Source organism: Sphingomonas sp. M1A8_2b, from assembly GCF_053345535.1.
The window spans coordinates 1,141,182-1,162,922 of the sequence record NZ_JBKFAH010000001.1; the positions used below are offsets into that span (position 1 = coordinate 1,141,182).

Sequence of the window (21,741 nt, forward strand, 5' to 3'; positions counted from 1 at the left end):
CTATACGCGGGGTGGCGCTGCTCCGCAAGCGGGAGCAACCTTCGTTTAGTACGCTGCGTTAGCGCAGGGATTTCCGGGAGAAGATCATGATTCGCAAAACGCTGTTCGCCACTGGGTTGCTGACAACCACGCTACTCGCCTCGACCGCCTGTTCCGCGCAACCGGCCGCGGCGGGGAAGCCGTTCAAGGAGACGGTGGTCGCCGATTTCGATTCGCCCTGGGCAATGACGGTCCTGCCCGACAAGCGCATGCTGGTGACGGAAAAGAAGGGCGAGATGCTGCTAGTCTCCGCCGATGGCAAATCACGCCAGACGGTCGCGACGATCACCGTCGATTCGGCAGGGCAGGGCGGCTTGATGGACGTCGTCCTTGCCCCCGATTTTGCGACCAGCAACCGCGTGTATTTCAGCTATTCGACCGCAGGCGAGGGCGGCAAGGGCGTCGTCCTCGCGCGTGGTCGCCTGCGCCCGAACGGTGGCGGCGGCGAGCGTCTCGGCGAGATCGAAGTGATCTTCAGCGCGCGGCCCTTCGTAGAGGGCAACGGCCATTACTCCGGCCGCATCGCCTTCTCGCCCGACGGCAAATATCTGTTCTTCACCAATGGCGAGCGCCAGAAGTTCACCCCCGCGCAGGACCCGAAGATGACGCTCGGCAAGGTTTTGCGTCTTACCCTCGACGGCAAACCCGCCCCCGGCAACCCGCTGGTCTCGAAGGGCTTCGCACCCGAGATCTGGTCTTACGGCCATCGCAACCTGCTCGGCATCGCGTTCGACGCGCAGGGCAATCTCTGGGAGCAGGAGATGGGCCCCAAGGGCGGCGACGAGGTCAATTTGATCAAGCCCGGCCTGAACTATGGCTGGCCCAACGCCTCGAACGGCAGCAACTACGACGGCACCGACATCCCCGATCACAAGCCCGGTGACGGCTACGAGCCGCCCAAAGTGTTCTGGAATCCGGTGATCTCGCCCGGCGGGTTGATGATCTATTCGGGCAGCATGTTCCCACAGTGGAAGGGCGATGCGTTCATCGGCGGGTTGTCGTCGAAGTCGCTGGTCCGCGTGCACCTAACCGGCACGAACGCGGCGAAGGGTGACCAATGGGACATGGGCGCGAGAATCCGCGAAGTCGAACAAGGCCCCGACGGCGCGATCTGGCTCCTGGAAGACGGCGGCGACTCCCAAGGTCGCCTGATAAAACTGACCGCAAAGTAACCCAAATTCCCCTCCCGCTTGCGGGAGGGGTTAGGGGAGGGTGCGACGTACGTACTGGCGTCCGGTCTGTGAGGGGCGCCCCTCCCCCGACCCCTCCCGCAAGCGGGAGGGGAGCAGAGATCAGTCCCGCACGATCAGGTAGTTCATCCGCGCCGCGGCGATCGGCTTCTCCCGCTCGTCCTGCCAAGCGGTCGCCTCGACATTAGCCACCCGGTTTCCCAACCGAGTCACCACCCCTGCCGCCCGCGTCGGCTTATCCCGACCACCCCGCATGAAATCGACGGTAACATTCACCGGCTTGATCCGCGCGTCGGCGCCACCTTCCGCCTCCAATGCATGCTGCAAGGCCGCAATTGCCGCCATCTCCAGCAACCCCGAGATTGCACCCCCATGCAAAAACCCCGGCCGTCCCAGCACGTCGTCCGCAAACGGCATAAGCAGCACCGGTGGCGCGCCGTCCTCGGCCTCGACCGACACGCGAAGGATCTCCGCATAGGGCGGCAAGCCGATCGTCATGCCTCGATCCTTCTGTTGAGACCCATGCCGGCGACGTCGCCCACCACCATGAACGTCCCCGCGACATGCGCCAGCGGATCGCTCGGATCGCCGTCATGCGCCTGCCCCCGCACGAACGCGATCGAGCGCGTGATCCGGTAGCATTCGCCGCGCCCGATCACCGTCTTTCCCGGCGTCGCCGGCCGCAGATAATCCACCCGCAGGTCGAGCGTCGCATGCGGCACGAACGCATTCCGCTTGATCCAGATCGCCAGACTCGTCGCCATGTCCATCATCGTGATGATCGGCCCCGACGCGATCACGCCGCTCGCCGGATCGCCGATCAGCCGTTCGTCATAAGGCAGCGCAAGCTCCGCCCAGTCGTCGCCATGCGCGTGATAGCGCATCCCCAGCGCGGCGCCGTGCCCGCCGAACCCGCGCGTCGCAAACCATTGTGGATCAAAACCAGCCATGTCCGAGCCTCTACACGCCGTGTGAGCGCGCGCAACATTGCGGGGGAGGGCAGGGGCGTTTAGCGTTCCGGCAAAGATCGAGAGGATCGCCACTATGAACGACCGGGTTACCATCACCGTCACGGACGGCATCGCCGACGTCCGCCTAGCGCGCGCCGACAAGATGAACGCGATCGACCCCGCGATGTTCGAGGGCATCGCCGCCGCTATCGATCGGCTCAAGGGGATGACGGACGTCCGCTGCGTCGTCCTGTCTGGCGAGGGCAAGGCGTTCTGCGCCGGCCTCGACATGGCCTCGATGGCGAGCGGCGGCTCGGGGTTGTCGCTCGGCGACCGGACCGACGAGGGCGCCAACCTCGTCCAGCAGGTCGCCTGGGGCTGGCGCACCTTGCCGATGCCGGTGATCGCCGCGGTCCACGGCGTCGCGTTCGGCGGCGGCTTTCAGATCATGTCGGGCGCGGACATCCGCATCGCGCATCCGCAAGCCCGCTTCGCGATCCGCGAAAGCTACTGGGGCCTGGTCCCCGACATGGCCGGCATCGCGCTCTGGCGAACACTCGCGCGCGACGACGTACTCCGCGAACTGACCTACACCGCGCGCGAGTTCGATGGCGCGGAGGCGTTGCGGCACGGCTTCATCACGCGCCTGTCCGAAGACCCGCTCGGCGAGGCGATGATGCTCGCGCGCGAGATCGCGGCGCGGAACCCCCACGCGATTCAGGGCACGAAGCGACTCTATAATTTCGCGACGGATGCTGATGTCGCCGCGATTCTGCTCGCCGAGACGGAAGAGCAACTGAAGGTCATCCGTACCCCCAACCAGATCGAACAGGTTCGGGCCAATATGGAGAAGCGGGCCGCGGTGTTCGAGGACTGAGCTCTCCCGTCGTCCGCACGAGAGTAACCCGTATCCGTCATCCTGACGAACGTCAGGACCCAGAGTACCACGTGCCGTCCTCAGTAATCCTGGGGCCTGACTTTCGTCAGGATGACGGGCAAGGGACGATAATCGAGAGACGCCACCCCACTACCCACCACCCCGGCGAAGGCCGGGGCCCAATTGGCAAGGCCAATGTAACGGAGCGCCGTCCTCCGTCAGCACCGTCTCCCAATTGGGCCCCGGCCTCCGCCGGGGGGGGGACACCAAACGGGGGGCACATTGAGGTGGAACGAGCCCCCTATTTCATCTTGTCATACGGCGTGAAATCCCGAAACCGGCAATATCCCGACGGGATCGACATACCCGCCGATACCGTCCGGAACCGATCGTTCCGACACAGTTGCCCACCGTAAACATCGACGATCAGCGTATCTAAAGGCCTCAGCGAAGGGCACTCCCCGACCGGGCCGGTCTTCCAGATCCGCTTGCCCGACTGCCGGTACAGGATCGTCTGCGAGTCGACGATTTGCGGCCCACCGCTCTGCTGGATGTCGATGCACCGCACCGGCTTGCCCGCCACCCGGTCCGCCAGCGGATCGGATTTTCCCGCCACCAGCGTCAAACCCAGCGCCGCAATAGCCGCGACGCGCATCACGGCTTCCGATACGGAATGAAGTCGCCGAAGCTGCAACTGCCGGTCGGGAACCGCGATACCTGGTCGAAGGTCTGCGCAATGTCGCCGCGGCACAACTGCCCGCTCGGCGTCCGAGTCACAAGGATATCCCCCCGGGCAATCCCCTCGCACCCGCCGACGGTATCGCTGCGATAGACCAGCCCGCTGTTCACCCGGTACAGGATCGTCGCGCCGTATCCCGAGCTCTGCTTCTGTGGGAATTGGCTGATACACGTCTCGGGTTTGCCCGGCACGAGCCCGGCGAGTTCCTTCGCCAGCTTTGCCTGCATGTCGGAGTCGCGGACCTGCGCGCGCTCGACCTCCGCCTGGGTCGGCGTACACGCGCCCAGCAATACAGCCGGGAGCATCAAGAGTGGCAGAGTCCGCATACGCATCGAAACGCTCCTCAAAATCCCCTCCACCCTCATGCGCCCTTTATCCGCGAAACGCATCCTTGGCCGCACGATAGCCCGCAAGCTGCTCGACCGACGTCGCCCGCAGGAACGGGTTGGTCGCCCGCTCGCGCCCGATCGTCGTCGGCACGGTAGGCTCACCCTTCGCGCGCGCCGCATCAACCTCGACCATACGCGCGACGATGTCGGCATTGTCCGGCTCGGCAACCAGCGCATAGCGTCCGTTGCTCTGCGTATATTCATGCCCGCAGAACACCTCGGTCTCGTCCGACAGCACCGCGTACCGCTGCATGTTCGCGAACATGTCCGCCGGCGTGCCCTCGAACAGCCGCCCACACCCCATCGCGAACAACGTGTCGCCGGTGAAGATTGCCGCGTCGTTGGCGAAGTGGAACGCGATATGCCCCTGCGTGTGGCCGGGCACGGTCATCACGGTCGCCGCATGATCGCCGATCCGCACGACATCGCCCTCGCCAACCTGTTCGTCGAGCGTCGGGATCTTGTCCGCCTCCGCCGCCGGGCCGACGACCGTCGCGCCATAGGCCTTCATCTCGGCATTCCCGCCGGTGTGGTCGGGATGCCAGTGCGTCGTCCACACCCGGTCGATCCGCCAGTCGCGCATCTTCGCGGCCGCCATCACCGGCGCGGCCTCGCCCGGATCGACCACCACCGTCTCGCCCGAGACGGTGTCGTGGATCAGCCAGGCGTAATTGTCGGAAAGGACCGGCACGCGGACGATATCGAGCATCAGTGCGTCACCACTTGCCGGTGTTCGGCATCGACGCCCAGGGCTCGGCGGGATCAAGCGCGCCGTCGGCCTGCAACAGCTCGATCGAGATGTTGTCGGGCGTCCGCACGAACGCCATGTGCCCGTCGCGCGGCGGCCGGTTGATCGTCACGCCCGAGTCCATCAGCCGCTGGCAGGTGTCGTAGATATTGTCGACGCGATAGGCGAGATGGCCGAAATTGCGTCCCTCGCCATACTCTTCCGGATCCCAATTGTGCGTCAGTTCGACCTCTGCGCTCTCGTCGCCGGGCGCCGAGAGGAAGATCAGCGTAAACCGCCCCTTCTCGTTCTCCATCCGCCGGACCTCCTTCAGCCCGAGCAGTTCGAAGAACGCGATGGTCTTCGCCGGATCGGTAACGCGGATCATCGTGTGGAGATATTTCATGCTGGCTCCGAGGGTTGTTCGGAACCGCAGATAGGGACGGGCTCGGGGCCGTGAAAGGGCTGCAACTGCTGGAGGGCGTAAAGCCACCACCCCGGCGAAGGCCGGGGCCCAGGTGGGGGACGTTGCTAATTAAGGACGGCGCTTCGTTACAACCACCTTTCAAACTGGGCCCCGGCCTCCGCCGGGGTGGTGGCGCTAGCGGCCGATCGGAGCGCCGCTGTTCGGAGCGCTAGGACGAGGAGCCGTACTTTGCCCGTCGAACTGCCGCAAAGCCGTAACCGCACTCCGTCCCACCGGCGTATCCGGCGCCAGCCGTGCCGCCTGTCCCCAAGCCGCCCGTGCGCCGTCCTCGTCGCCCGCCAGCGCGGCGATGTTTCCCGCCTCCAGCTGCACCGAAGCATCGTCCGCCGACCGCCGCAACGCCTCGCCGATATCCTTCTTCGCCCGCGCCGGGTTCCCCTCGCGCCGCGCCAAGGTCGCCGACAACAGCCACGCCAGCGGATCGTCCGCGGCATTGGTCAGCGCCAGATCGATGTCGGTGCGCGCCGACTCCAGATCCCCCGTCGCCACCAGCGCGCGCGCATGATCGAGCTGCGCCTCGCCCAGCGGCAGGCCGGTCAGTGTCCCCGCGGTCAACGCCGAATCGAGCGCCACACGTGCCTTGGCCGGGTCTGCCGCCGCCAGCCACGCATTTCCCGCCTGCGCCCAATAGGTCGCGGCGCCCGCGTTCTTGGCAAGTTGCGCTGCGCGCGCGGCCTCCTCGAACTCGCCCGCCGCCGCCGGCCACGCCTTCTCCGCCGCATAGGCGAGCCCGGCACATTCGCGCGCCGCGAAGCGCCCGCCCGCGATCCGCCACCGTGCCGCCTCGGCCCGCGCCGCCGCCGGATCGGTCTGCGCGAGCGCGATACAACGCTGCAACCGATCCGTCCGGATATCGAGCGGACCGGCGGGGGCTTGGCCGGCGATCTGAGCGGCGGCGAGAGCGAGCAAAATCGAGATCATAAGGCGGCGATCACATCCTCGACCGCCCGGATGATGAGGGAGATGTCGCTGTCGCGCGACAGGCGGTGGTCGCCGTCCTTGACCAGCCATGTCTGCACATCGGCTGAACGCAACAGTTCGGCGAGGCGCGCAGTGCGGTGCCACGGCACGTCCGGATCGCGCTGCCCCTGCACCAGCCGGACCGGGCCGTCGAACGCGATCTCGCCGAACATCAGCCGGTTCGCCTCGCCCGACGACCAGAACGCGCGGGTGTAGACCGTCGGTTCGGGGCCGTAGGGGTTCTTGCGCTCGAGCCGCCCGTTGCTGAGCAGCGCCATCTTCTCGTCGGTGGTAAAGCCCCAGTCGGTGAAGTCGGGCGCCGGCGCGATCCCGACCAGCCCCTTGACCAGATCGGGGCGCAACTTTGCTGCCAGCAGCATCAGCCACCCGCCCATCGACGACCCGACCAGAATCGATGACTCGCCGGCGAGCGCATCGATCATCGCCAGCACGTCGTCGCGCCAGTCGACCAGTGTCTGATCCTCGAACGCCCCCTCGCTCTGCCCGCACCCACCATAATCGAACCGCAGGAACGCCCGCCCCTCGGACTTCGCCCAGGCTTCGAGCGTGACCGCCTTGGTCCCGGTCATGTCCGAGGCATAGCCCGACAGGAATACCAGAGTCGGACCTGTCCCGGGCGTGTGATGATAGGCGAGGCGAGGGCGCTCCTTGGCGGGAGGCGTCTCGGCAGACGGGGCGGCGGCGGGAGCGATATCGGTCATGCCGCCAGCTTTAGACCGTCTTCGACGGGCTGGTGAAGATGTCTTCGATGGCGAGATCGAACAGTTCGGCGATCTTGAACGCCAGCGGCAGCGACGGGTCATAGCGCCCCGTCTCGATCGCATTGACGCTCTGCCGCGAGACGTCGAGCCGCTCGGCCAGGTCGCCCTGGCTCCAGTTGCGCTCGGCACGGAGTATCTTGAGGCGGTTCTTCATACCCCGCGGCGCATCGTGGCGATGTTGTAGCCCCATCCGATCCACAACCCGGCAAACCACAGCACCGCCGCGTAATAGGCGGGGATATGCGGTACCAGTCCGAAGCCTTCGAGAAATCCCCATGCGGTCATGACGCTCAGCATGAAGCCACTGGCGACCAGCGACTGCCGGATCATCAGCATGCGCAGATATTCGTCGGTCTCTTCGACGATGTAGCGGCCGAGCACGAGGAAGGTGCCGATCAGCGGCAGGGCCGGCAGCAGCGCCGCGACATAGGCGATTGGTCCGTGCACCGTGCCATGCACGAACAGATGGATCGTCGCGAACAACAAGGCTGCGTAGACGAGACTGAGCAGCATGACGCGGCGGTTGTAGCGGCGGATGGCGGGATTCGTGAGCATGGAAAGCGTCCTTTCGAATCGGTAAAGGAAGCTTGTCATTGGTAGTGTCAGGAGTCAACGACACTTTACAGCTCATCTCGATCCCCCCCGCCAGGGGGCGGTGGCACCGAAGGTGACGGAGGGGGAGGACACGGAGCCGAGGTTATCCCTTACCGCCCCCTCCGTCTGGCAAGCGCCAGCCACCTCCCCCTGGCGGGGGAGGATCGCAGAACGACCTTGCGCCGCGCCTCAGATGATAAACTCGACCGTTTTCATCTGCGTCTGGTCCGCCGCGACCGCGCCGCGTTTCAGGACCATCTGGCGGTGGAGTTCGGCGACCGTGTCGCTGCCGCGCGTCTTGCAGAGCGCGGGAATGAACGCGTGGACCAGCGCGCCGAGGCCACCCTTGATCATCGTCACACCGAAGCGGCCGGCGACGCCGAAATGCTCGGTGTAGCTCTCGCCGACGGTGGCGGGGTGGTCGAGGAACAGGCGGCGGAACATCGGCGGTCTCCTTGGCGCCGAGCGTATCACCGCGCGGCCAAGGCGTCGACCATCCCCGCCGCCAGCATGCTCAGCGTGTCGTCACGCGCGCCCATCACGACGATCCGGTCGCCCGGCCGCACTTCCGTCACCAGGGCCGCGGCGGCGTCCGCCCGGTCGGCGACATGGCGCGCGTCGCGCCCGCCCGCGACGATCTGCGCGACGATGTCGGCGCTCGTAACCTCCCGCGTGACGGTGCCGCCGTAATAGGCCGGGTCGGGCAGGACGAGCACGTCGTCCGCCGCCATCCGCTCGACGAACGTCGCGACGAGTTCGCGGCCCATGACTTTGAGCGGGCCGTAGCCATGCGGCTGGAACAGCAGCAGCAGGCGGCCGGGGAAGGCGTGCAGCGTCTCGAGCGTGGCGGCGATCTTGTCGGGGTTGTGACCGAAATCGTCGATCACCGCGACGCCGCCCGCCTCGCCGACGAAGTCGAAGCGGCGGCGCAGGCCCGTGAAACCGGCGATCGCCTTCACCGCATCGGCCAGCGGCACGTCCGCCGCCATCGCCGCACCGATCGCGGCGAGCGCATTGGCGACGTTATGCCGTCCCGGCACCGCGAGCGTCACCGGCGTCCGCACCCCGCGCGAGACGAGGTCGAAGCGGATCGCGAACGGCTCGGGCTTGAGGTTCTCGGCGCGCAGGTCGGCCGACGCGTCGATCGCGAACGTCGTCACCTGACCGCGCGGCAAGCGGGCGGTGAGTGCGATGGCGTCGGGATCATTGGCATTCACCACCGCCGTCTCGGCCTTCGCGACGAAGTCCCCGAACAACACACGCAGTTCCTCAAGCGACTTGTGGTCGAGGCTGACGTTGTTGAGCACTGCGATCTTCGGCGCATAGCCCGCGATCGAGCCGTCGCTCTCGTCGACTTCGCTGACGAACGCGTCGCCCTCTCCGACCAGCGCGCTGGCGAACGGTGCATCGGGGGTCGCGAAGTTCTTCATCACCGCGCCGTTCATTACCGTCGGATCGCGCCCGACGACATGCAGTATCCAGCCGATCATGCCCGTGACGGTCGACTTGCCGCTGGTGCCGGCGACACCGATCGGCAACCGGCTGTCGTTAAACAGTGACGCCAGCATCGCCGCGCGGGTCGAGCGGGTGCAGCCGAGCGCGTCCGCCGCGATCATGTCCGGCACGCTCGCCTCGATCGCCGCCGAGGCAATGACGAGCTGATCCGCCGAGACGATCCCGCTGCCATCCTGCGGGAACAGCGCGACGCCCTTGGCGGCAAGGTCGTCGAACTTGGCGGGAACGCGGCCCTGGTCGAGGTTGCGGTCGGAGCCGGCGACGGTCGCGCCGCGGCCGGCGAGGATCATCGCGAGCGGCATCATGCCGGAGCCACCGATGCCGACGAAGAAACAGGGCCCGAATGAAGATTTGCTGATATCCATCGCCCCGCGATATGGGCGGTTTGGTAACGGGGCAAGGTCGGGAACACGAACAATGCGCATCGGTGTGCTCGCCGCGTCGAGCCGGGCCAATCCCGCGGCAATTGCGAAGATGACCGCTTACGCGGCGACCGCGTTCCCCGAGGTCGAGCTGGTCTTCCACCCGCAATGCCTGGAGACCGACGGCCATTTCGCGGGCTCGGACTTCGCGCGGGCGGCGGCGTTCCTCGAATATGCCAACGACCCGGCGTTCGATGCGATCTGGTTCCTGCGCGGCGGCTATGGGGCGAACCGCATCCTGGCGATGGTCATGCCCGAACTCGGCCGCGCGGCGCGGCACAAGACGTATCTTGGTTATTCGGACGTCGGCTTTCTGCTCGGTGCGCTGTACGCTCGGCGGATCGGGCGGCCGGTGCACGGGCCGATGGTCAGTGACATCAATCGCCACGACGGCGAGGCTACGGTCGCGCGGTCGCTCGGCTGGATGGTACGCGGCGATCGGGCCGGGCTCGAGCCGGGGCTGGACGGGCGGCCGTCGGCGGCGTTCAATCTCAGCATCCTGACGTCGCTGATCGGCACGCCGTGGCTACCCGACCTCACCGACCACGTGCTGATCGTCGAGGAGGTGTCGGAGCCGCTATACGCGATCGACCGGATGCTGTTCAAAGTCGCCAACGCGACGCAGCTCAAGGGCATTGCCGGGTTGCGGCTGGGCGCGGTGACCGCGGTGCAGGAGAACGATCCGCCATGGGGCGAGACGCTCGACTACATGATGATCCGCTGGTCGCGCGACATGGGCGTGTCGTATCTCGGGCGGGCGGAGATCGGGCATACGCAGGCAAATCGGGTGGTGCCGTTCGGGGTGGTTTGAGCTGTGTGGGTATCAGATAACATTTGACATTGCTCCACCCCGGCGGAGGCCGGGGCCCAATTGGAAAGTTTGGAGTAGTTGAACGCATCTCTCCGTTAGCGACGTTTCCCAATTGGGCCCCGGCCTCCGCCGGGGTGGTAGTTTGGGTGCAACCCCCTTCTATTGTGCTGCAGTCGGACTATTGTGCCGCCGTCGGATCGATCACCTGCATCCCGCCAAATCGCACCTTCGGCTGCCCCGGCACCGTGTAGCTCCCCGCCACCTGATCGACCGCCCAGGCGCGCAGATTCGCCACCACCTCGACGCGCCGCAACCGATCCCGCTCGCGCATGAACACGATCAGGTCGTCGCGCCGGTTGCAGTCGCGCATGTCGGCGGTCGCGCACGGCGAATACAGGATCCCCAGCGCTACGATTGTCCCGGTCGGATCGAGTACCGCCGCGCCCTTCTCCGGGCAGCTATGCGCGCGACATGCGGTGAAGCGGTACAGGCTCCCGATCCGCGTCGGTTCGTCGGGTGGCCCGTGAAGCACCTCGATCTGCTGATCCGCGACGTCGCCGTTCGCATACAGATACGACGCCTTGCGCTTGCCGATGAACCGCCGGACCGCAGCCGTGAACGCCGGCGTCACGATCAACTGGTTCGTATCGTGGCACGCCGCCAACCGCGTCGGCGCGCATCTTGCAGTGGGGGCCGCAACAGGACCCGCAGCGGCGGACAGCATCATCACCACACCCAGCATCGCACTCTCCCAAACCGCCCAGACGGCCCCCAATCCGGCGCATGTCCGTCTGGAGTAGCCCTGTGCGCGTATCACCTTATATACACGCCGTGCGCGGATCGGTCCGCGCGCGTCATCCCGAGAGAAAGTCTCCCATGTCTGCAATGTTCCGAATCACGCTGCCCGACGGTTCCGTCCGCGAGGTTGCGCCCGGGACTACCCCCGCGGATGTCGCCGCCGCGATCGGGCCGGGCCTCGCCAAGGCCGCGCTCGCCGCGCGTATCGACGGGCAGGTGCGCGATCTCAACCGGCCGTTCGAGGGCGACACCGCGCTCGCGCTGGTGACCGCGCGCGACGAGGCCGATGCGCTCGAACTGGTCCGCCACGATCTCGCGCACGTGATGGCGGAGGCGGTCCAGCACCTGTTCCCCGGCACGCAGATCACCTTCGGCCCCGCGACCGACGACGGCTTTTACTACGACTTCGCGCCAAAAGACCGCCCGTTCACCGACGAAGACCTCCCCGCGATCGAGGCCGAGATGCGCGCGATCATCGCTCGCAACGAGCCGTTCGTGCGGGAGGTCTGGTCGCGCCAGCAGCTGATCGACCGCTGGACGCAGCAGGGCGAGAGCTTCAAGGCCGAATGGGCCGCCGAACTCCCCGAGGGCGAGGAACTGACGATCTACCGGCAGGGCGAGTGGCTCGACATGTGCCGCGGGCCGCACATGGCCTCGACCGGCAAGCTCGACCCCGCCGCCTTCAAGCTGACGCGCGTCAGCGGTGCGTATTGGCGCGGCGACCAGAAGAACGCGATGCTCAGCCGCATCTACGGCACCGGCTGGCTCAACAAGAAGCAGCTCGACCAGCATCTCTTCCGCCTCGAGGAAGCCGCCAAGCGCGATCACCGGAAGATCGGCGCGGAGATGGACCTGTTCCACCTCCAGTCCGAGGCGCAGGGCTCGGTGTTCTGGCATCCCAAGGGCTTCGTGCTCTGGCGCCAGATGGAGGCGTATATGCGCCGCCGTCTCGACGCGGCCGACTATGCCGAGGTGAAGACCCCGCAGCTGATGGACGCCAAGCAGTGGGAGCAGTCGGGCCATTGGGGCAAGTACCGCGAGAACATGTTCGTCGTTCCCGACGCAGTAGTTGAAGGCGATGACGAAGCCCCCGTTGGTTTCGGTGTTGTACCTGACTGGATGGCGTTGAAGCCGATGAACTGCCCCGCGCACGTCCTGATCTTCAAGCAGGGGATCAAGTCGTACCGCGACCTGCCGATCCGGATGGCCGAGTTCGGCTGCTGCCACCGCAACGAGCCGCACGGCGCGCTGCACGGCATCATGCGCGTCCGCCAGTTCACGCAGGACGACGCGCATATCTTTGTCCGCGAGGACCAGCTGGTCGAGGAAGTCCGCAAGTTCTGCGAGCTGCTCGACAGCGTCTACAAGGACCTCGGCTTCGAGGACTATGCCGTGAAGCTCGCGCTGCGCCCCGAGAAGCGGTTCGGCGAAGATTCGATGTGGGACAAGGCCGAGGCGGAACTGCGCGAGGCGGTGATGCAATCGGGCCTGAGCGACACGATCAAGGCGAACTTCGAGGAACTGCCGGGCGAGGGGGCGTTCTATGCGCCCAAGCTCGAATTCCACCTGACCGACGCGATCGGGCGGACGTGGCAGGTCGGCACGATCCAGTCCGACCGCGTGCTGCCCGAACGACTCGACGCGTCGTATGTGGGCGCGGACGGCGAGCGACATCGCCCGGTGATGCTTCACCGCGCGATCCTCGGCACGTTCGAGCGCTTCATCGGCATCCTGATCGAGCATCATGCCGGCCGCTTCCCGCTCTGGCTCGCGCCGGTACAGGTCGTGGTCGCGACGATCGTCTCGGACGCCGACGACTATGCGCATGAGGTCGCCGCGACCTTGCGCAAGGCCGGAATCCGCGTCGAGACCGACCTGCGCAACGAGAAGATCAACTACAAGGTGCGCGAGCATTCGCTGGCCAAGGTGCCGCTGCTGTTCGTAGTCGGCAAGCGTGAGGCGGACGAGAATACCGTCGCGATCCGGCGTCTCGGCAGCCAGGGCCAGGAGATGATGGCGCTCGCCGATGCGGCGGCACGGGTTGCGGACGAGGCGCGCGCTCCCGATATGTAAGCTCTAGCGGGTCGGCTTTCCGCGCGCGTGTTTCTGCGCTATATGCCGACCCAAATACTTTGTCATAAACTTCAGGAGCAACCCCCATACGTCCTCCCACGATACGCCGGCCGATGCAGACGCCCGCGATGAACGGTCCGCGATTCAACGAATTCATCCAGAGCCAGAAGGTCCGCGTGATCGATCACGAGGGCGAGAATCTGGGCGTGATGTTCACGCGCGAAGCGATCGAGCAGGCCGCCGAGCATGGCCTGGACCTGGTCGAGGTATCGCCTAACGCCGATCCGCCCGTCGCCAAGTTCCTCGATGTCGGCAAGTTCAAGTACGAGGCGCAGAAGAAGGCGAACCTCGCACGCAAGTCGCAGAAGACGCAGGAGATCAAGGAGATCAAGATGCGTCCGAACATCGACGACCATGACTACGACACGAAGATGAAGAAGGTGAACGACTTCATCGGCGAAGGCGACAAGGTCAAGATCACGCTGCGCTTCCGTGGCCGCGAGTTGAGCCACGGCCAGCTCGGCATGAACCTGTTGAAGCGCGTGCAGGACGACGTCGCGGAGATCGCCAAGATCGAGGCGTATCCCCGCATGGAAGGCCGTCAGATGCTGATGGTGCTCGCCCCGAAGTAACGACGCGAGCGGCACACGCCGTCGCGATGCGCGTTGAAAGGCTGGTCGGTCCCGAGGGGCTGGCCGGCCTTTTTTGTGTCTGAGGCAGTAGGACGGAGCGGGGTCGAGAGAAAGGGCGTGCGCTCCCGCTCTTGTTGCAGCCGTCCTTCCCGCGGCGGCAGGAACCCATAGTGGCTGACTTCGCCCGGGGATCGCAAACCTCCGAGGATATCGAGTCCCCCCTGCGCGGGATGACGGCAGAGACCACGTCCGGGAGCGCGCCACCCACGGCGAGCGCAGGGCGGCGCCCATGAGCCAACCCCGCGCATCATCCTCTCCGATCGATCAAACGGTTGCAATTCGAAACTAGGGTTTGGTGTCTGTCACTCTGTGACGATTTGGAGACACGTTATTCAAAAATCCGTTGCCGTATGCGGAAATCACTAGACGTTCGTCACTATCTATCTCTACCTAACGTCCAAACCATAAGTTCGAAAACATTCGGACACGTCCAGGGAGAGAATGCCGATGCGTATGACCGCATATCTGTTGTCCGCCGTTGCAACCGCGGCGATCGTCACGCCGGCCTTCGCTCAGCAGGCGACCTCCACCGTCGAGGCGCAGGCGACACCGTCGCAGGGAACTGCCAACGCGTCGGTCGCCGGTCAGACCAACGGCGCAACGGATGCGGACACGACGCGTGCGGCCAGTGCCGCCGCGGATACGGGCGGTAACGCCAGTGACATCGTCATCACCGCGACCCGCCGCTCCGAGCGTCTGTCGAACGTACCGATCGCGGTGTCGGCGGTCGGTCAGGAAGCGTTGCAGAATTCGGGCGGCAGCGACATCCGCTCGCTCAACCAGCTTGCGCCGTCGCTGCTGATCTCGTCGACCGGCAGCGAATCGAACGCGTCCGCGCGTATTCGTGGTATCGGTACGGTCGGCGACAACCCCGGCCTGGAAAGCTCGGTCGCGGTGTTCATCGACGGCGTCTATCGCAGCCGCACCGGCGTCGGCCTCAACGAACTCGGCGAGATCGACCGGGTCGAGGTGCTGCGCGGCCCGCAGGGCACGCTGTTCGGCCGCAACGCGTCGGCGGGCCTGATTAACATCATCACCCGCTCGCCCGAGTTCGACTGGCACGGCAACGCCGAGGCGACCTACGGCAATTACGACCAGAAGCGCGTCGCCGGCGGTATCACCGGGCCGCTGATCGCCGACAAGCTCGCGTTCCGCGTCGACGGCGTCTATGTGAAGCGCGACGGTTTCTACAAGAACATCACGGCAGCCAACGGCTCGGAAAGCCGCGTCAACGACCGCGATCGCTATTTCGTCCGCGGCCAGCTGCTGTTCAAGCCGACCGATCGCCTGAGCTTCCGCCTGATCGGCGATTATTCGCATCGCAAGGAAAGCTGCTGCGGCGCGGTCTATTACAGCCAGGTCGAAACGACCGATCCAACGCCGAACGCGGCCGGCGTCGCGCCGTTCTTCGGCACGGTCAATGCCGATGGCGCGGTCACCAACAATGCCAGCAATCGGATCGTCGATATCCTGCGTCGGCAGGGCGCGGTGTTGCCGCTCGCGGGCAATATGACCGATCCGTACAGCCGGCAGATCGCGGTCACGCCCGGCCAGACCTATCGCAACACGACCAAGGATTATGGCGGGTCGCTGCAGGCCGATTGGGATCTCGGCGGCGCGACCTTCACGTCGATCACTGCGTACCGCGAGTATAAGTCGGGCAATGCGAGCGACATCGATTATACCAACGTCGACCTGACCCACCGTGCCGACGACGGCAACGCCTATCGCCAGTTCCACACCTTCACGCAGGAAGCGCGCCTGCAGGGCTCGCTGTTCAACGACAAGCTCGACTGGCTGGTCGGCGGCTTCTACTCGAAGGAGAATCTGAAGCTCGTCGACAACGCGTCGTTCGGTGCGCAGTACGGGCAATTCGCCGCCTGCCGCCTCGTCGCGACGGTCAGCCCGAATGTCGCCCTACAGAATCAGAACAATCCGGGCTGCATGAGCGCGCTTGGCCGCGCAACGATCCGCGGTGCGTTCGGTGCCGCAGGCGGTCTGATCACATCCGCGCTCGATCGTCTGACCGGCGGTCCCGGCCTTGGCGGCGGCGTCAACAGTGTCGGCGATTCGGGCTCGATCTACCGCCAGAAGAGCGAGAACTACGCGTTCTTCACGCACAACATCCTGCACCTGACGGACACATTGTCGCTGACCGGCGGTCTCCGCTACACGCACGAGACGAAGACGTTCAACGCCAAGTTCAACAACAACAACACGGTCTGCCCGATCCAGCAGGCGGCCCTCGCGCCGCTGACGCAGACGCAGAGCGGCGCCACCGCCTATGCGCAGGGCATCGTCACGCTGACCTGCACGGGCAATTCGAGCACCGCACTCAACGGCCTCAACCTCAACGACAGCTTCGGCGACGGTGAATTCACCGGCACCGCGGTCCTCTCGTGGAAGCCGTTCACCAAGTTGCTGACCTATGCGTCGTACGCAAAGGGCTACAAGGCGGGCGGCTACAACCTCGACCGCTCGGATCTCGGCGGCGTCAACGGCGTGCTTTCGCCGCGCAGCAATGCCGATGCCTCGGGGCTGCGGTTCAATGCCGAGAAGGTAAACAATTACGAGATCGGTGCGAAGTTCAACACGCGCGGCTTCACCTTCAACGTGGCGGCGTTCCGCGAGGAATTCACCGACTTCCAGCTCAACACGTTCAACGGCTCGATCTTCGTCGTGCAGAACATCGAAGCGTGTAAGGACAACCTCAACGGGCTCGATTCGGACAACGGCTTCAACCCCGTCACCGGTGCGCAGACCGGCACCTGCCCCACCAACCGCTCGAAGAAGCCGGGCGTGATCTCACAGGGTGTCGAGCTCGAAGCGACGATGTCGCCGATCAAGCAGGTCACGTTCACCGCGGGCTACACGTATGCCGACACGCATTTCCGCAAGAACCTGATCGGCAGCTCGACGACTGGCGAGGCGCTCGACCGCGCGCTCTTCCTGCTCCCGGGCAGCCAGCTGTCGAACGCGCCCAAGAACGTCGTCACGACGTCATTCGCCTGGACGCCGGATCTCGGCGCGAACGGCTTGTCGGGTCTGCTCTACGTCGATAGCCGCCTGTCGTCCGACTACAACACCGGCTCCGATCTGGCGCCCGAGAAGAAGCAGGATGGCTTTGCCGTCGTCAACGCCCGCGTCGGTCTGCGCGGCAAGGACCAGGTCTGGGCGCTCGAGTTCTGGGCACAGAACGTGTTCAACAAGAACTACATCCAGGTCGCGTTCAACACGCCGTTCCAGGGTGCAGGCTCGTCGGCCAACGTCGCGGCGTACGGCGGCACCGGCAACGCGCTCTACTCGGCCTTCCTCGCCGAGCCACGCACCTACGGCCTGACGCTCCGCTCGCGGTTCTGATCGGGTGATTGCGTGAGGAGCCGGCCCGCAGTTCGCTGCGGGCCGGCTTTTCCGTGCCAGAGCCTTTGCTCGGAAAATCCCCCCGAAAACTCCTTGTTCTCCTGCGAACGCAGGAGCCCAGGATCACAGGCGCCCCGCTTGGTTACCCTGGGCTCCCGCTTTCGCGGGAGAACGCAGTGGCGCTAAGCCGCCAGATCGATCTCTTCGCCCGCCGCCGCCGCGAGCAACCGTCGCTCCAGTGTCTTCAACCGAGCCGGCTGCGTGATCCGATCCCCCGTCAGATCGGTGATGTAGAACGTATCCACGGCCCGCTCGCCATACGTCGCGACATGCGCGGAGTGGATCGTGACCTTCGACTGGAACAGCGCGTTGGCAAGCTGGTTCAACAGTGCCGGACGGTCCCGCGCGTTCACCTCGACCACGGTGAAGCGGTTCGACGCCTTGTTGTCGACGAGCGCATTGGGAACGATGTCGAACGCCTCCGCCCGGGTCCGGGGCAGGGGTTTGGCGACCAACCGATCCGCCAGCTTGCCGCGGTTGGCGAGCGCGTCCTCGATCGCGGTCTTCAGCCGTGACAACTGGCCGGACTCGTCGAATGGCCGCCCGAACGGATCCTGCACCAGGAAATTGTCGACCGCCATCCCGTCGCGCGTGGTGTGGATCCGCGCATCGATGATGTTGCCGCCCGCGACGTGGATCGCGCCGGCAATGCGGTAGAACAGCCCTGGATGATCCGCCGCGTAGATCGTCACCAGCGTCGCACCGCGCCCCGGATAGACGTGCGCGTCAATCGCGAGTTGTGCGTCGAAAGTGGTCGCGAGGAAGCGGGCATTGTGCGCGAGCACGTCTTCCGGCTCCGCGATCCAATACGCTTCGGGCAGCCGGTGAACGAGCGTCGCAAAGCTGTCCTCGTCCCAGCCGAGCGCATCGCGCAGATGTTCCTGCTTGGCGGCGATCCGTTCGGCCCGGCCCTTCTGCTTGTGGCCGAGGCGCAGCACCTCCTCGGCGGACTCGTACAGGTCGCCGAGCAACTGCCGCTTCCAGCCGTTCCACACACCCGGTCCGACCGCGCGGATGTCGACGATCGTCAGCGTCAGCAACAGGCGGAGACGTTCGGGGCTCTGCACCACGTCGCAGAAATCGAGGATCGTCTTGAAGTCGCTGAGGTCGCGCTTGAACGCGGTCGCGGACATCAACAGATGCCAGCGCACCAGCCACGCGACGGTTTCGGTCTCCGCCGCGGTCAGCCCGAAGCGCGGACAAAGCCGCTGCGCCACCTCCGCACCGAGGATCGAATGGTCCCCGCCGCGGCCCTTGGCGATGTCGTGGAGCAGCACCGCGACATACAGCGCACGCCGCGACACGATCTGTTCGAAGATCGCGCTGGCGAGCGGATGCTCCTCCTTCAGCACACCGCTCTCGATCCGCGCGAGCAGGCCGATCGCGCGGATGGTGTGCTCGTCTACGGTGTAGTGATGGTACATGTCGAACTGCATCTGCGCGACGACGCGCGCGAAATCGGGCACGAACCGGCCGAATACGCCCGTCTCGTTCATCCATCGCAGTACGAGTTCGGGATCGCGCGGGGAGGTCAGCACGTCGAGGAACAGCGCGTTGGCGGACGGGCTGTTGCGGACGTCGTCGACCAGCTTGGCATCACGCGCGGCGGCGCGCATCGCCAGCGGATGGATCTCGACGCCATGCTTGTCGGCGAGCTGGAAGATCTCGATCAGGCGACCGGGGTCGGCCTGGAAAAAGTCGTCGCTCGGTAGCGCCAACCGCCCGCGATCGAGCACGAAGCCGTTCAACTTGCGCGGCGAGCGACGGATCGTCGGCAGGCCGAACCGCCGTCCCCGCGCTGCGAACTTCTCGTCGAGATGCGCGAGGAAGACGCCGCTGAGCGTGCCGACGGTTTTCGCCTGCAGGAAATAGAACTGCATAAACCGCTCGACCTTCGACTTGCCCGGTCGGTCGGAGAACCGCATCCGGTCGGCGATCTCGCGTTGCAGGTCGAACGTCAGGCGATCTTCCGCGCGGCCGGTGATGCTGTGCAGGTGGCAGCGCACCGCCTGGAAGAAATTGTCGGCGCGGTGGAACAGGCGGTACTCGGCCTTGGTGAACAGCCCGACGCCGACCAGTTCGGCGGCGCGCTGGACGTCGTAGATGTACTTGCCGATCCAGAACAACGCGTGGAGATCGCGCAGCCCGCCCTTGCCCTCCTTGACGTTGGGCTCGACCACATAGCGCGTGTCGCCCATCTTGCGATGGCGCGCGTCGCGTTCGGCGAGCTTGTCGGCGATGAAGGTCCGCGCGGTGTCCGCCTGGACCTCGGCCTTGAAGCGGTGCGACGCCTGTTCGTAAAGCTCGGTATCGCCGCACACGTAGCGCGCTTCGAGCAGCGCGGTACGGACGGTCACGTCGGCCTTGGCCTGGCGGACCATCTCGTCGAGCGAGCGGCTGGACTGGCCGAGCTTCAGCCCGAGATCCCACAGCGCATACAGCATCGATTCGATCACGCGCTCGGCCCAGGGCGTCTGCTTGCCGGGGGTCAGGAAGCCGATATCGACATCGGAATGCGGCGCCATTTCCGCGCGGCCATAGCCGCCGACCGCGATGATCGTCAGCCGCTCGCCGATCGTCGGGTTGGGAAGCGGGTAGAGCCGCTGCGTGGTGAAATCGAACAGGATGCGGAGCAGCGCGTCGATCAGATAGGCCTGCGCACCGGCGGCTTCGAGCCCACGCGAGGGATGTTCGACGAGGCGCCGTTCGACCTCGACCCGGCCGGCGTCGAGCGCAGCCTTCAGCAGCACCGTCGCGTCGCGGCGGAGCGCAGTGGCGTCCCCGCCGTGCAGCGCTGCGATGGTTTCGGCGACGGCGCGGCGATCGATGATCGTGCGGCGGTTGGGGAGGTGGTCGAAGCGGCCGGTCATCGCTTGCAGATAGGGGCGCGACGCGCGTGCGTCATCAGGATTGCGCAAACCGCCCGCGAAACGTAACCGGACGCGCGAGTGGAGGACGAAAATGAGCGAACCATTGCGCGTGGCCCCGTTGAAAGTGGCCCTGGCCGGGCTGGGGACTGTCGGCGGCGGGGTGATCCGGCTGCTCGATGCGAACCGCGAGCTGATCGCGCGGCGTGCCGGGCGCGAGATCGAGATCGTCGCGGTCTCGGCGCGTGATCGCGGCAAGGATCGCGGGGTCGATCTGTCGCGCTTCGCCTGGGTGGACGACACGACGGCGCTGGCGAAACAGCCGGGCGCGGACGTCGTGGTCGAGCTGATCGGCGGCTCGGACGGCCCGGCGCTGACCCTCGCGCGCAGCACGCTGGCGGCGGGGCGGAGTTTCGTCACCGCGAACAAGGCGATGATCGCGCATCACGGGCTCGAGCTCGCGCAGGCCGCCGAGTCAGCGGGCGTCGCGCTGAAGTTCGAGGCGGCGGTCGCGGGCGGCATCCCGGTCATCAAGGGGCTTCGCGAAGGCGCGGCGGCGAACGAGATCGCCCGCGTCTACGGAATCCTCAACGGCACCTGCAATTTCATCCTGTCGAAGATGGAGTCGGAAGGTCGCGATTTCGCCGAGGTGCTGGCCGAGGCGCAGGCGCTGGGGTTCGCCGAATCCGATCCGAGCTTCGACATCGACGGCGTGGATGCGGCGCACAAGCTGTCGATCCTCGCCGCGGTCGCATTCGGGACGCAGCCGGCGTTCGACGACGTCGCGATCAGCGGCATCCGGCATCTGCTCGGCGCGGATATCGCCGAGGCGGCGGCGCTCGGCTACCGCGTACGGCTGCTGGGGCTAGCCGAGGCGGGCAGGGACGGGCTGTTCCAGCGCGTGCATCCGCATCTGGTACCGGTCGACCATCCGCTGGCGCATGTGACGGGCTCGCTCAATGCAGTCGTGGCAGAGGGGAATTTCGTCGGCAGGTTGCTGTTCCAGGGCGCCGGCGCGGGCGATGGCCCGACCGCGAGCGCGGTAGTGGCCGACCTGATCGACATCGCGCGCGGTGAGTTCGGGCCGCCGTTCGCGATGCCGGTGGTGTCGCTGACGGCGGCGCCCAAGGCGGACAGCGGCGAGCGGCGCGGGCGGGCGTATCTGCGCTTCACGGTCGCCGACCGGGTCGGCGTGCTGGCGGAGATCGCGGCGGCGATGCGCGATGCCGGCGTTTCGATCGAGAGCCTGATCCAGCGCGGCGCGATCGCCGACGGCAGCGTACTGGTGGCGATCGTCACGCACGAGAGCCCAGAACGCTCGATCGCGCAGGCGCTCGAGAAACTGCGCGGGTCGCAGAGCCTCGTCGGGCAGCCGATGTGGATGCATATTCTCGATTGAGGGAGCGGTC

Annotated in this window: 21 protein-coding genes; 7 read left to right on the forward strand and 14 right to left on the reverse strand. The window is 66.1% G+C overall.

Going from position 1 to position 21,741, the window contains the following annotated elements; translation table 11 throughout:
* Nucleotides 1–86: 86 nt before the first annotated feature.
* Nucleotides 87–1,211: a PQQ-dependent sugar dehydrogenase gene (locus tag ACLBWL_RS05310; protein WP_447790873.1), complete on the forward strand. Its 1,125-nt coding sequence runs from the start codon at nucleotides 87–89 to the stop codon at nucleotides 1,209–1,211.
* A 120-nt stretch (nucleotides 1,212–1,331) separates the two neighbouring features.
* Here the strand turns inward: ACLBWL_RS05310 and ACLBWL_RS05315 are convergent, their stop codons facing one another.
* Together ACLBWL_RS05315 and ACLBWL_RS05320 are read right to left on the reverse strand one after the other, a co-directional pair.
* Nucleotides 1,332–1,727: a PaaI family thioesterase gene (locus ACLBWL_RS05315; protein WP_056065922.1), complete on the reverse strand. Its 396-nt coding sequence runs from the start codon at nucleotides 1,725–1,727 to the stop codon at nucleotides 1,332–1,334.
* A complete protein-coding gene (locus ACLBWL_RS05320; protein ID WP_132735829.1) occupies nucleotides 1,724–2,179 on the reverse strand; it encodes a PaaI family thioesterase in 456 nt (151 codons plus the stop codon). Before ACLBWL_RS05320 ends, ACLBWL_RS05315 begins: the two co-directional genes overlap by 4 nt.
* A gap of 94 nt (nucleotides 2,180–2,273) precedes the next feature.
* On the opposite strand from ACLBWL_RS05320, the gene ACLBWL_RS05325 reads away from it, so the two are divergent.
* Nucleotides 2,274–3,056: a crotonase/enoyl-CoA hydratase family protein gene (locus ACLBWL_RS05325; RefSeq protein WP_447790876.1), complete on the forward strand. Its 783-nt coding sequence runs from the start codon at nucleotides 2,274–2,276 to the stop codon at nucleotides 3,054–3,056.
* 301 nt (nucleotides 3,057–3,357) lie between these two features.
* On the opposite strand, the gene ACLBWL_RS05330 is transcribed toward ACLBWL_RS05325, so the two are convergent.
* From ACLBWL_RS05330 to ACLBWL_RS05375, 10 genes are all read right to left on the reverse strand, one after another.
* Nucleotides 3,358–3,711 (reverse strand): hypothetical protein, encoded by a 354-nt coding sequence (locus ACLBWL_RS05330; RefSeq protein ID WP_447790878.1) that lies wholly within the window; start codon nucleotides 3,709–3,711, stop codon nucleotides 3,358–3,360.
* A complete protein-coding gene (locus tag ACLBWL_RS05335) occupies nucleotides 3,711–4,127 on the reverse strand; it encodes a hypothetical protein (RefSeq protein WP_447790880.1) in 417 nt (138 codons plus the stop codon). Before ACLBWL_RS05335 ends, ACLBWL_RS05330 begins: the two co-directional genes overlap by 1 nt.
* 40 nt (nucleotides 4,128–4,167) lie before the next feature.
* Nucleotides 4,168–4,893 carry a hydroxyacylglutathione hydrolase gene (gene gloB, locus ACLBWL_RS05340; RefSeq protein WP_447790882.1) on the reverse strand — a complete coding sequence of 242 codons (726 nt, stop codon included), beginning with the start codon at nucleotides 4,891–4,893 and terminating at the stop codon, nucleotides 4,168–4,170.
* Nucleotides 4,894–4,900: 7 nt separating this feature from the next.
* On the reverse strand, nucleotides 4,901–5,317 hold the full coding sequence (locus ACLBWL_RS05345) for a VOC family protein (RefSeq protein WP_332746172.1): 417 nt from the start codon (nucleotides 5,315–5,317) through the stop codon (nucleotides 4,901–4,903).
* A 195-nt stretch (nucleotides 5,318–5,512) separates the two neighbouring features.
* Nucleotides 5,513–6,319: a hypothetical protein gene (locus ACLBWL_RS05350; protein WP_447790884.1), complete on the reverse strand. Its 807-nt coding sequence runs from the start codon at nucleotides 6,317–6,319 to the stop codon at nucleotides 5,513–5,515.
* The gene (locus tag ACLBWL_RS05355; RefSeq protein ID WP_447790886.1) at nucleotides 6,316–7,080 is read right to left on the reverse strand and encodes an alpha/beta fold hydrolase; all 765 of its coding nucleotides are present in this window, start codon (nucleotides 7,078–7,080) and stop codon (nucleotides 6,316–6,318) included. Before ACLBWL_RS05355 ends, ACLBWL_RS05350 begins: the two co-directional genes overlap by 4 nt.
* A gap of 10 nt (nucleotides 7,081–7,090) precedes the next feature.
* A complete protein-coding gene (locus ACLBWL_RS05360) occupies nucleotides 7,091–7,294 on the reverse strand; it encodes a helix-turn-helix transcriptional regulator (RefSeq protein ID WP_447790888.1) in 204 nt (67 codons plus the stop codon).
* Nucleotides 7,291–7,695 (reverse strand): hypothetical protein, encoded by a 405-nt coding sequence (locus ACLBWL_RS05365; RefSeq protein ID WP_447790890.1) that lies wholly within the window; start codon nucleotides 7,693–7,695, stop codon nucleotides 7,291–7,293. The genes ACLBWL_RS05360 and ACLBWL_RS05365 overlap by 4 nt, the downstream gene beginning before the upstream one ends.
* A 228-nt stretch (nucleotides 7,696–7,923) precedes the next feature.
* Nucleotides 7,924–8,178 (reverse strand): DUF6356 family protein, encoded by a 255-nt coding sequence (locus ACLBWL_RS05370; RefSeq protein ID WP_447790892.1) that lies wholly within the window; start codon nucleotides 8,176–8,178, stop codon nucleotides 7,924–7,926.
* A gap of 26 nt (nucleotides 8,179–8,204) precedes the next feature.
* The gene (locus ACLBWL_RS05375) at nucleotides 8,205–9,614 is read right to left on the reverse strand and encodes a UDP-N-acetylmuramate--L-alanine ligase (RefSeq protein WP_447790894.1); all 1,410 of its coding nucleotides are present in this window, start codon (nucleotides 9,612–9,614) and stop codon (nucleotides 8,205–8,207) included.
* A 52-nt stretch (nucleotides 9,615–9,666) separates the two neighbouring features.
* Here ACLBWL_RS05375 and ACLBWL_RS05380 point away from each other — a divergent pair, with 52 nt between their 5' ends.
* Complete coding sequence (locus ACLBWL_RS05380; RefSeq protein WP_447790896.1) at nucleotides 9,667–10,482, forward strand: LD-carboxypeptidase; 816 nt, start codon at nucleotides 9,667–9,669, stop codon at nucleotides 10,480–10,482.
* A gap of 178 nt (nucleotides 10,483–10,660) precedes the next feature.
* Here the strand turns inward: ACLBWL_RS05380 and ACLBWL_RS05385 are convergent, their stop codons facing one another.
* Nucleotides 10,661–11,224: a hypothetical protein gene (locus ACLBWL_RS05385; protein ID WP_447790898.1), complete on the reverse strand. Its 564-nt coding sequence runs from the start codon at nucleotides 11,222–11,224 to the stop codon at nucleotides 10,661–10,663.
* Between the two features lie 134 nt (nucleotides 11,225–11,358).
* Between ACLBWL_RS05385 and thrS the strand changes: the two genes are divergently transcribed.
* The 3 genes from thrS to ACLBWL_RS05400 all read left to right on the forward strand — a co-directional run bounded on the left by thrS (nucleotide 11,359) and on the right by ACLBWL_RS05400 (nucleotide 17,405).
* Entirely contained in the window at nucleotides 11,359–13,353 is a 1,995-nt protein-coding gene (gene thrS, locus ACLBWL_RS05390) for a threonine--tRNA ligase (RefSeq protein ID WP_447790900.1), read from the forward strand.
* Between the two features lie 113 nt (nucleotides 13,354–13,466).
* Complete coding sequence (gene infC / locus ACLBWL_RS05395) at nucleotides 13,467–13,985, forward strand: translation initiation factor IF-3 (RefSeq protein ID WP_307086256.1); 519 nt, start codon at nucleotides 13,467–13,469, stop codon at nucleotides 13,983–13,985.
* A gap of 507 nt (nucleotides 13,986–14,492) precedes the next feature.
* Complete coding sequence (locus ACLBWL_RS05400; RefSeq protein WP_447790902.1) at nucleotides 14,493–17,405, forward strand: TonB-dependent receptor; 2,913 nt, start codon at nucleotides 14,493–14,495, stop codon at nucleotides 17,403–17,405.
* Between the two features lie 182 nt (nucleotides 17,406–17,587).
* Here ACLBWL_RS05400 and ACLBWL_RS05405 read toward each other — a convergent pair whose 3' ends face one another.
* Nucleotides 17,588–20,335 (reverse strand): [protein-PII] uridylyltransferase, encoded by a 2,748-nt coding sequence (locus ACLBWL_RS05405; RefSeq protein ID WP_447790904.1) that lies wholly within the window; start codon nucleotides 20,333–20,335, stop codon nucleotides 17,588–17,590.
* A 91-nt stretch (nucleotides 20,336–20,426) separates the two neighbouring features.
* Here ACLBWL_RS05405 and ACLBWL_RS05410 point away from each other — a divergent pair, with 91 nt between their 5' ends.
* Nucleotides 20,427–21,731: a homoserine dehydrogenase gene (locus ACLBWL_RS05410; protein ID WP_447790906.1), complete on the forward strand. Its 1,305-nt coding sequence runs from the start codon at nucleotides 20,427–20,429 to the stop codon at nucleotides 21,729–21,731.
* The last annotated feature ends 10 nt before the right edge of the window (nucleotides 21,732–21,741 follow it).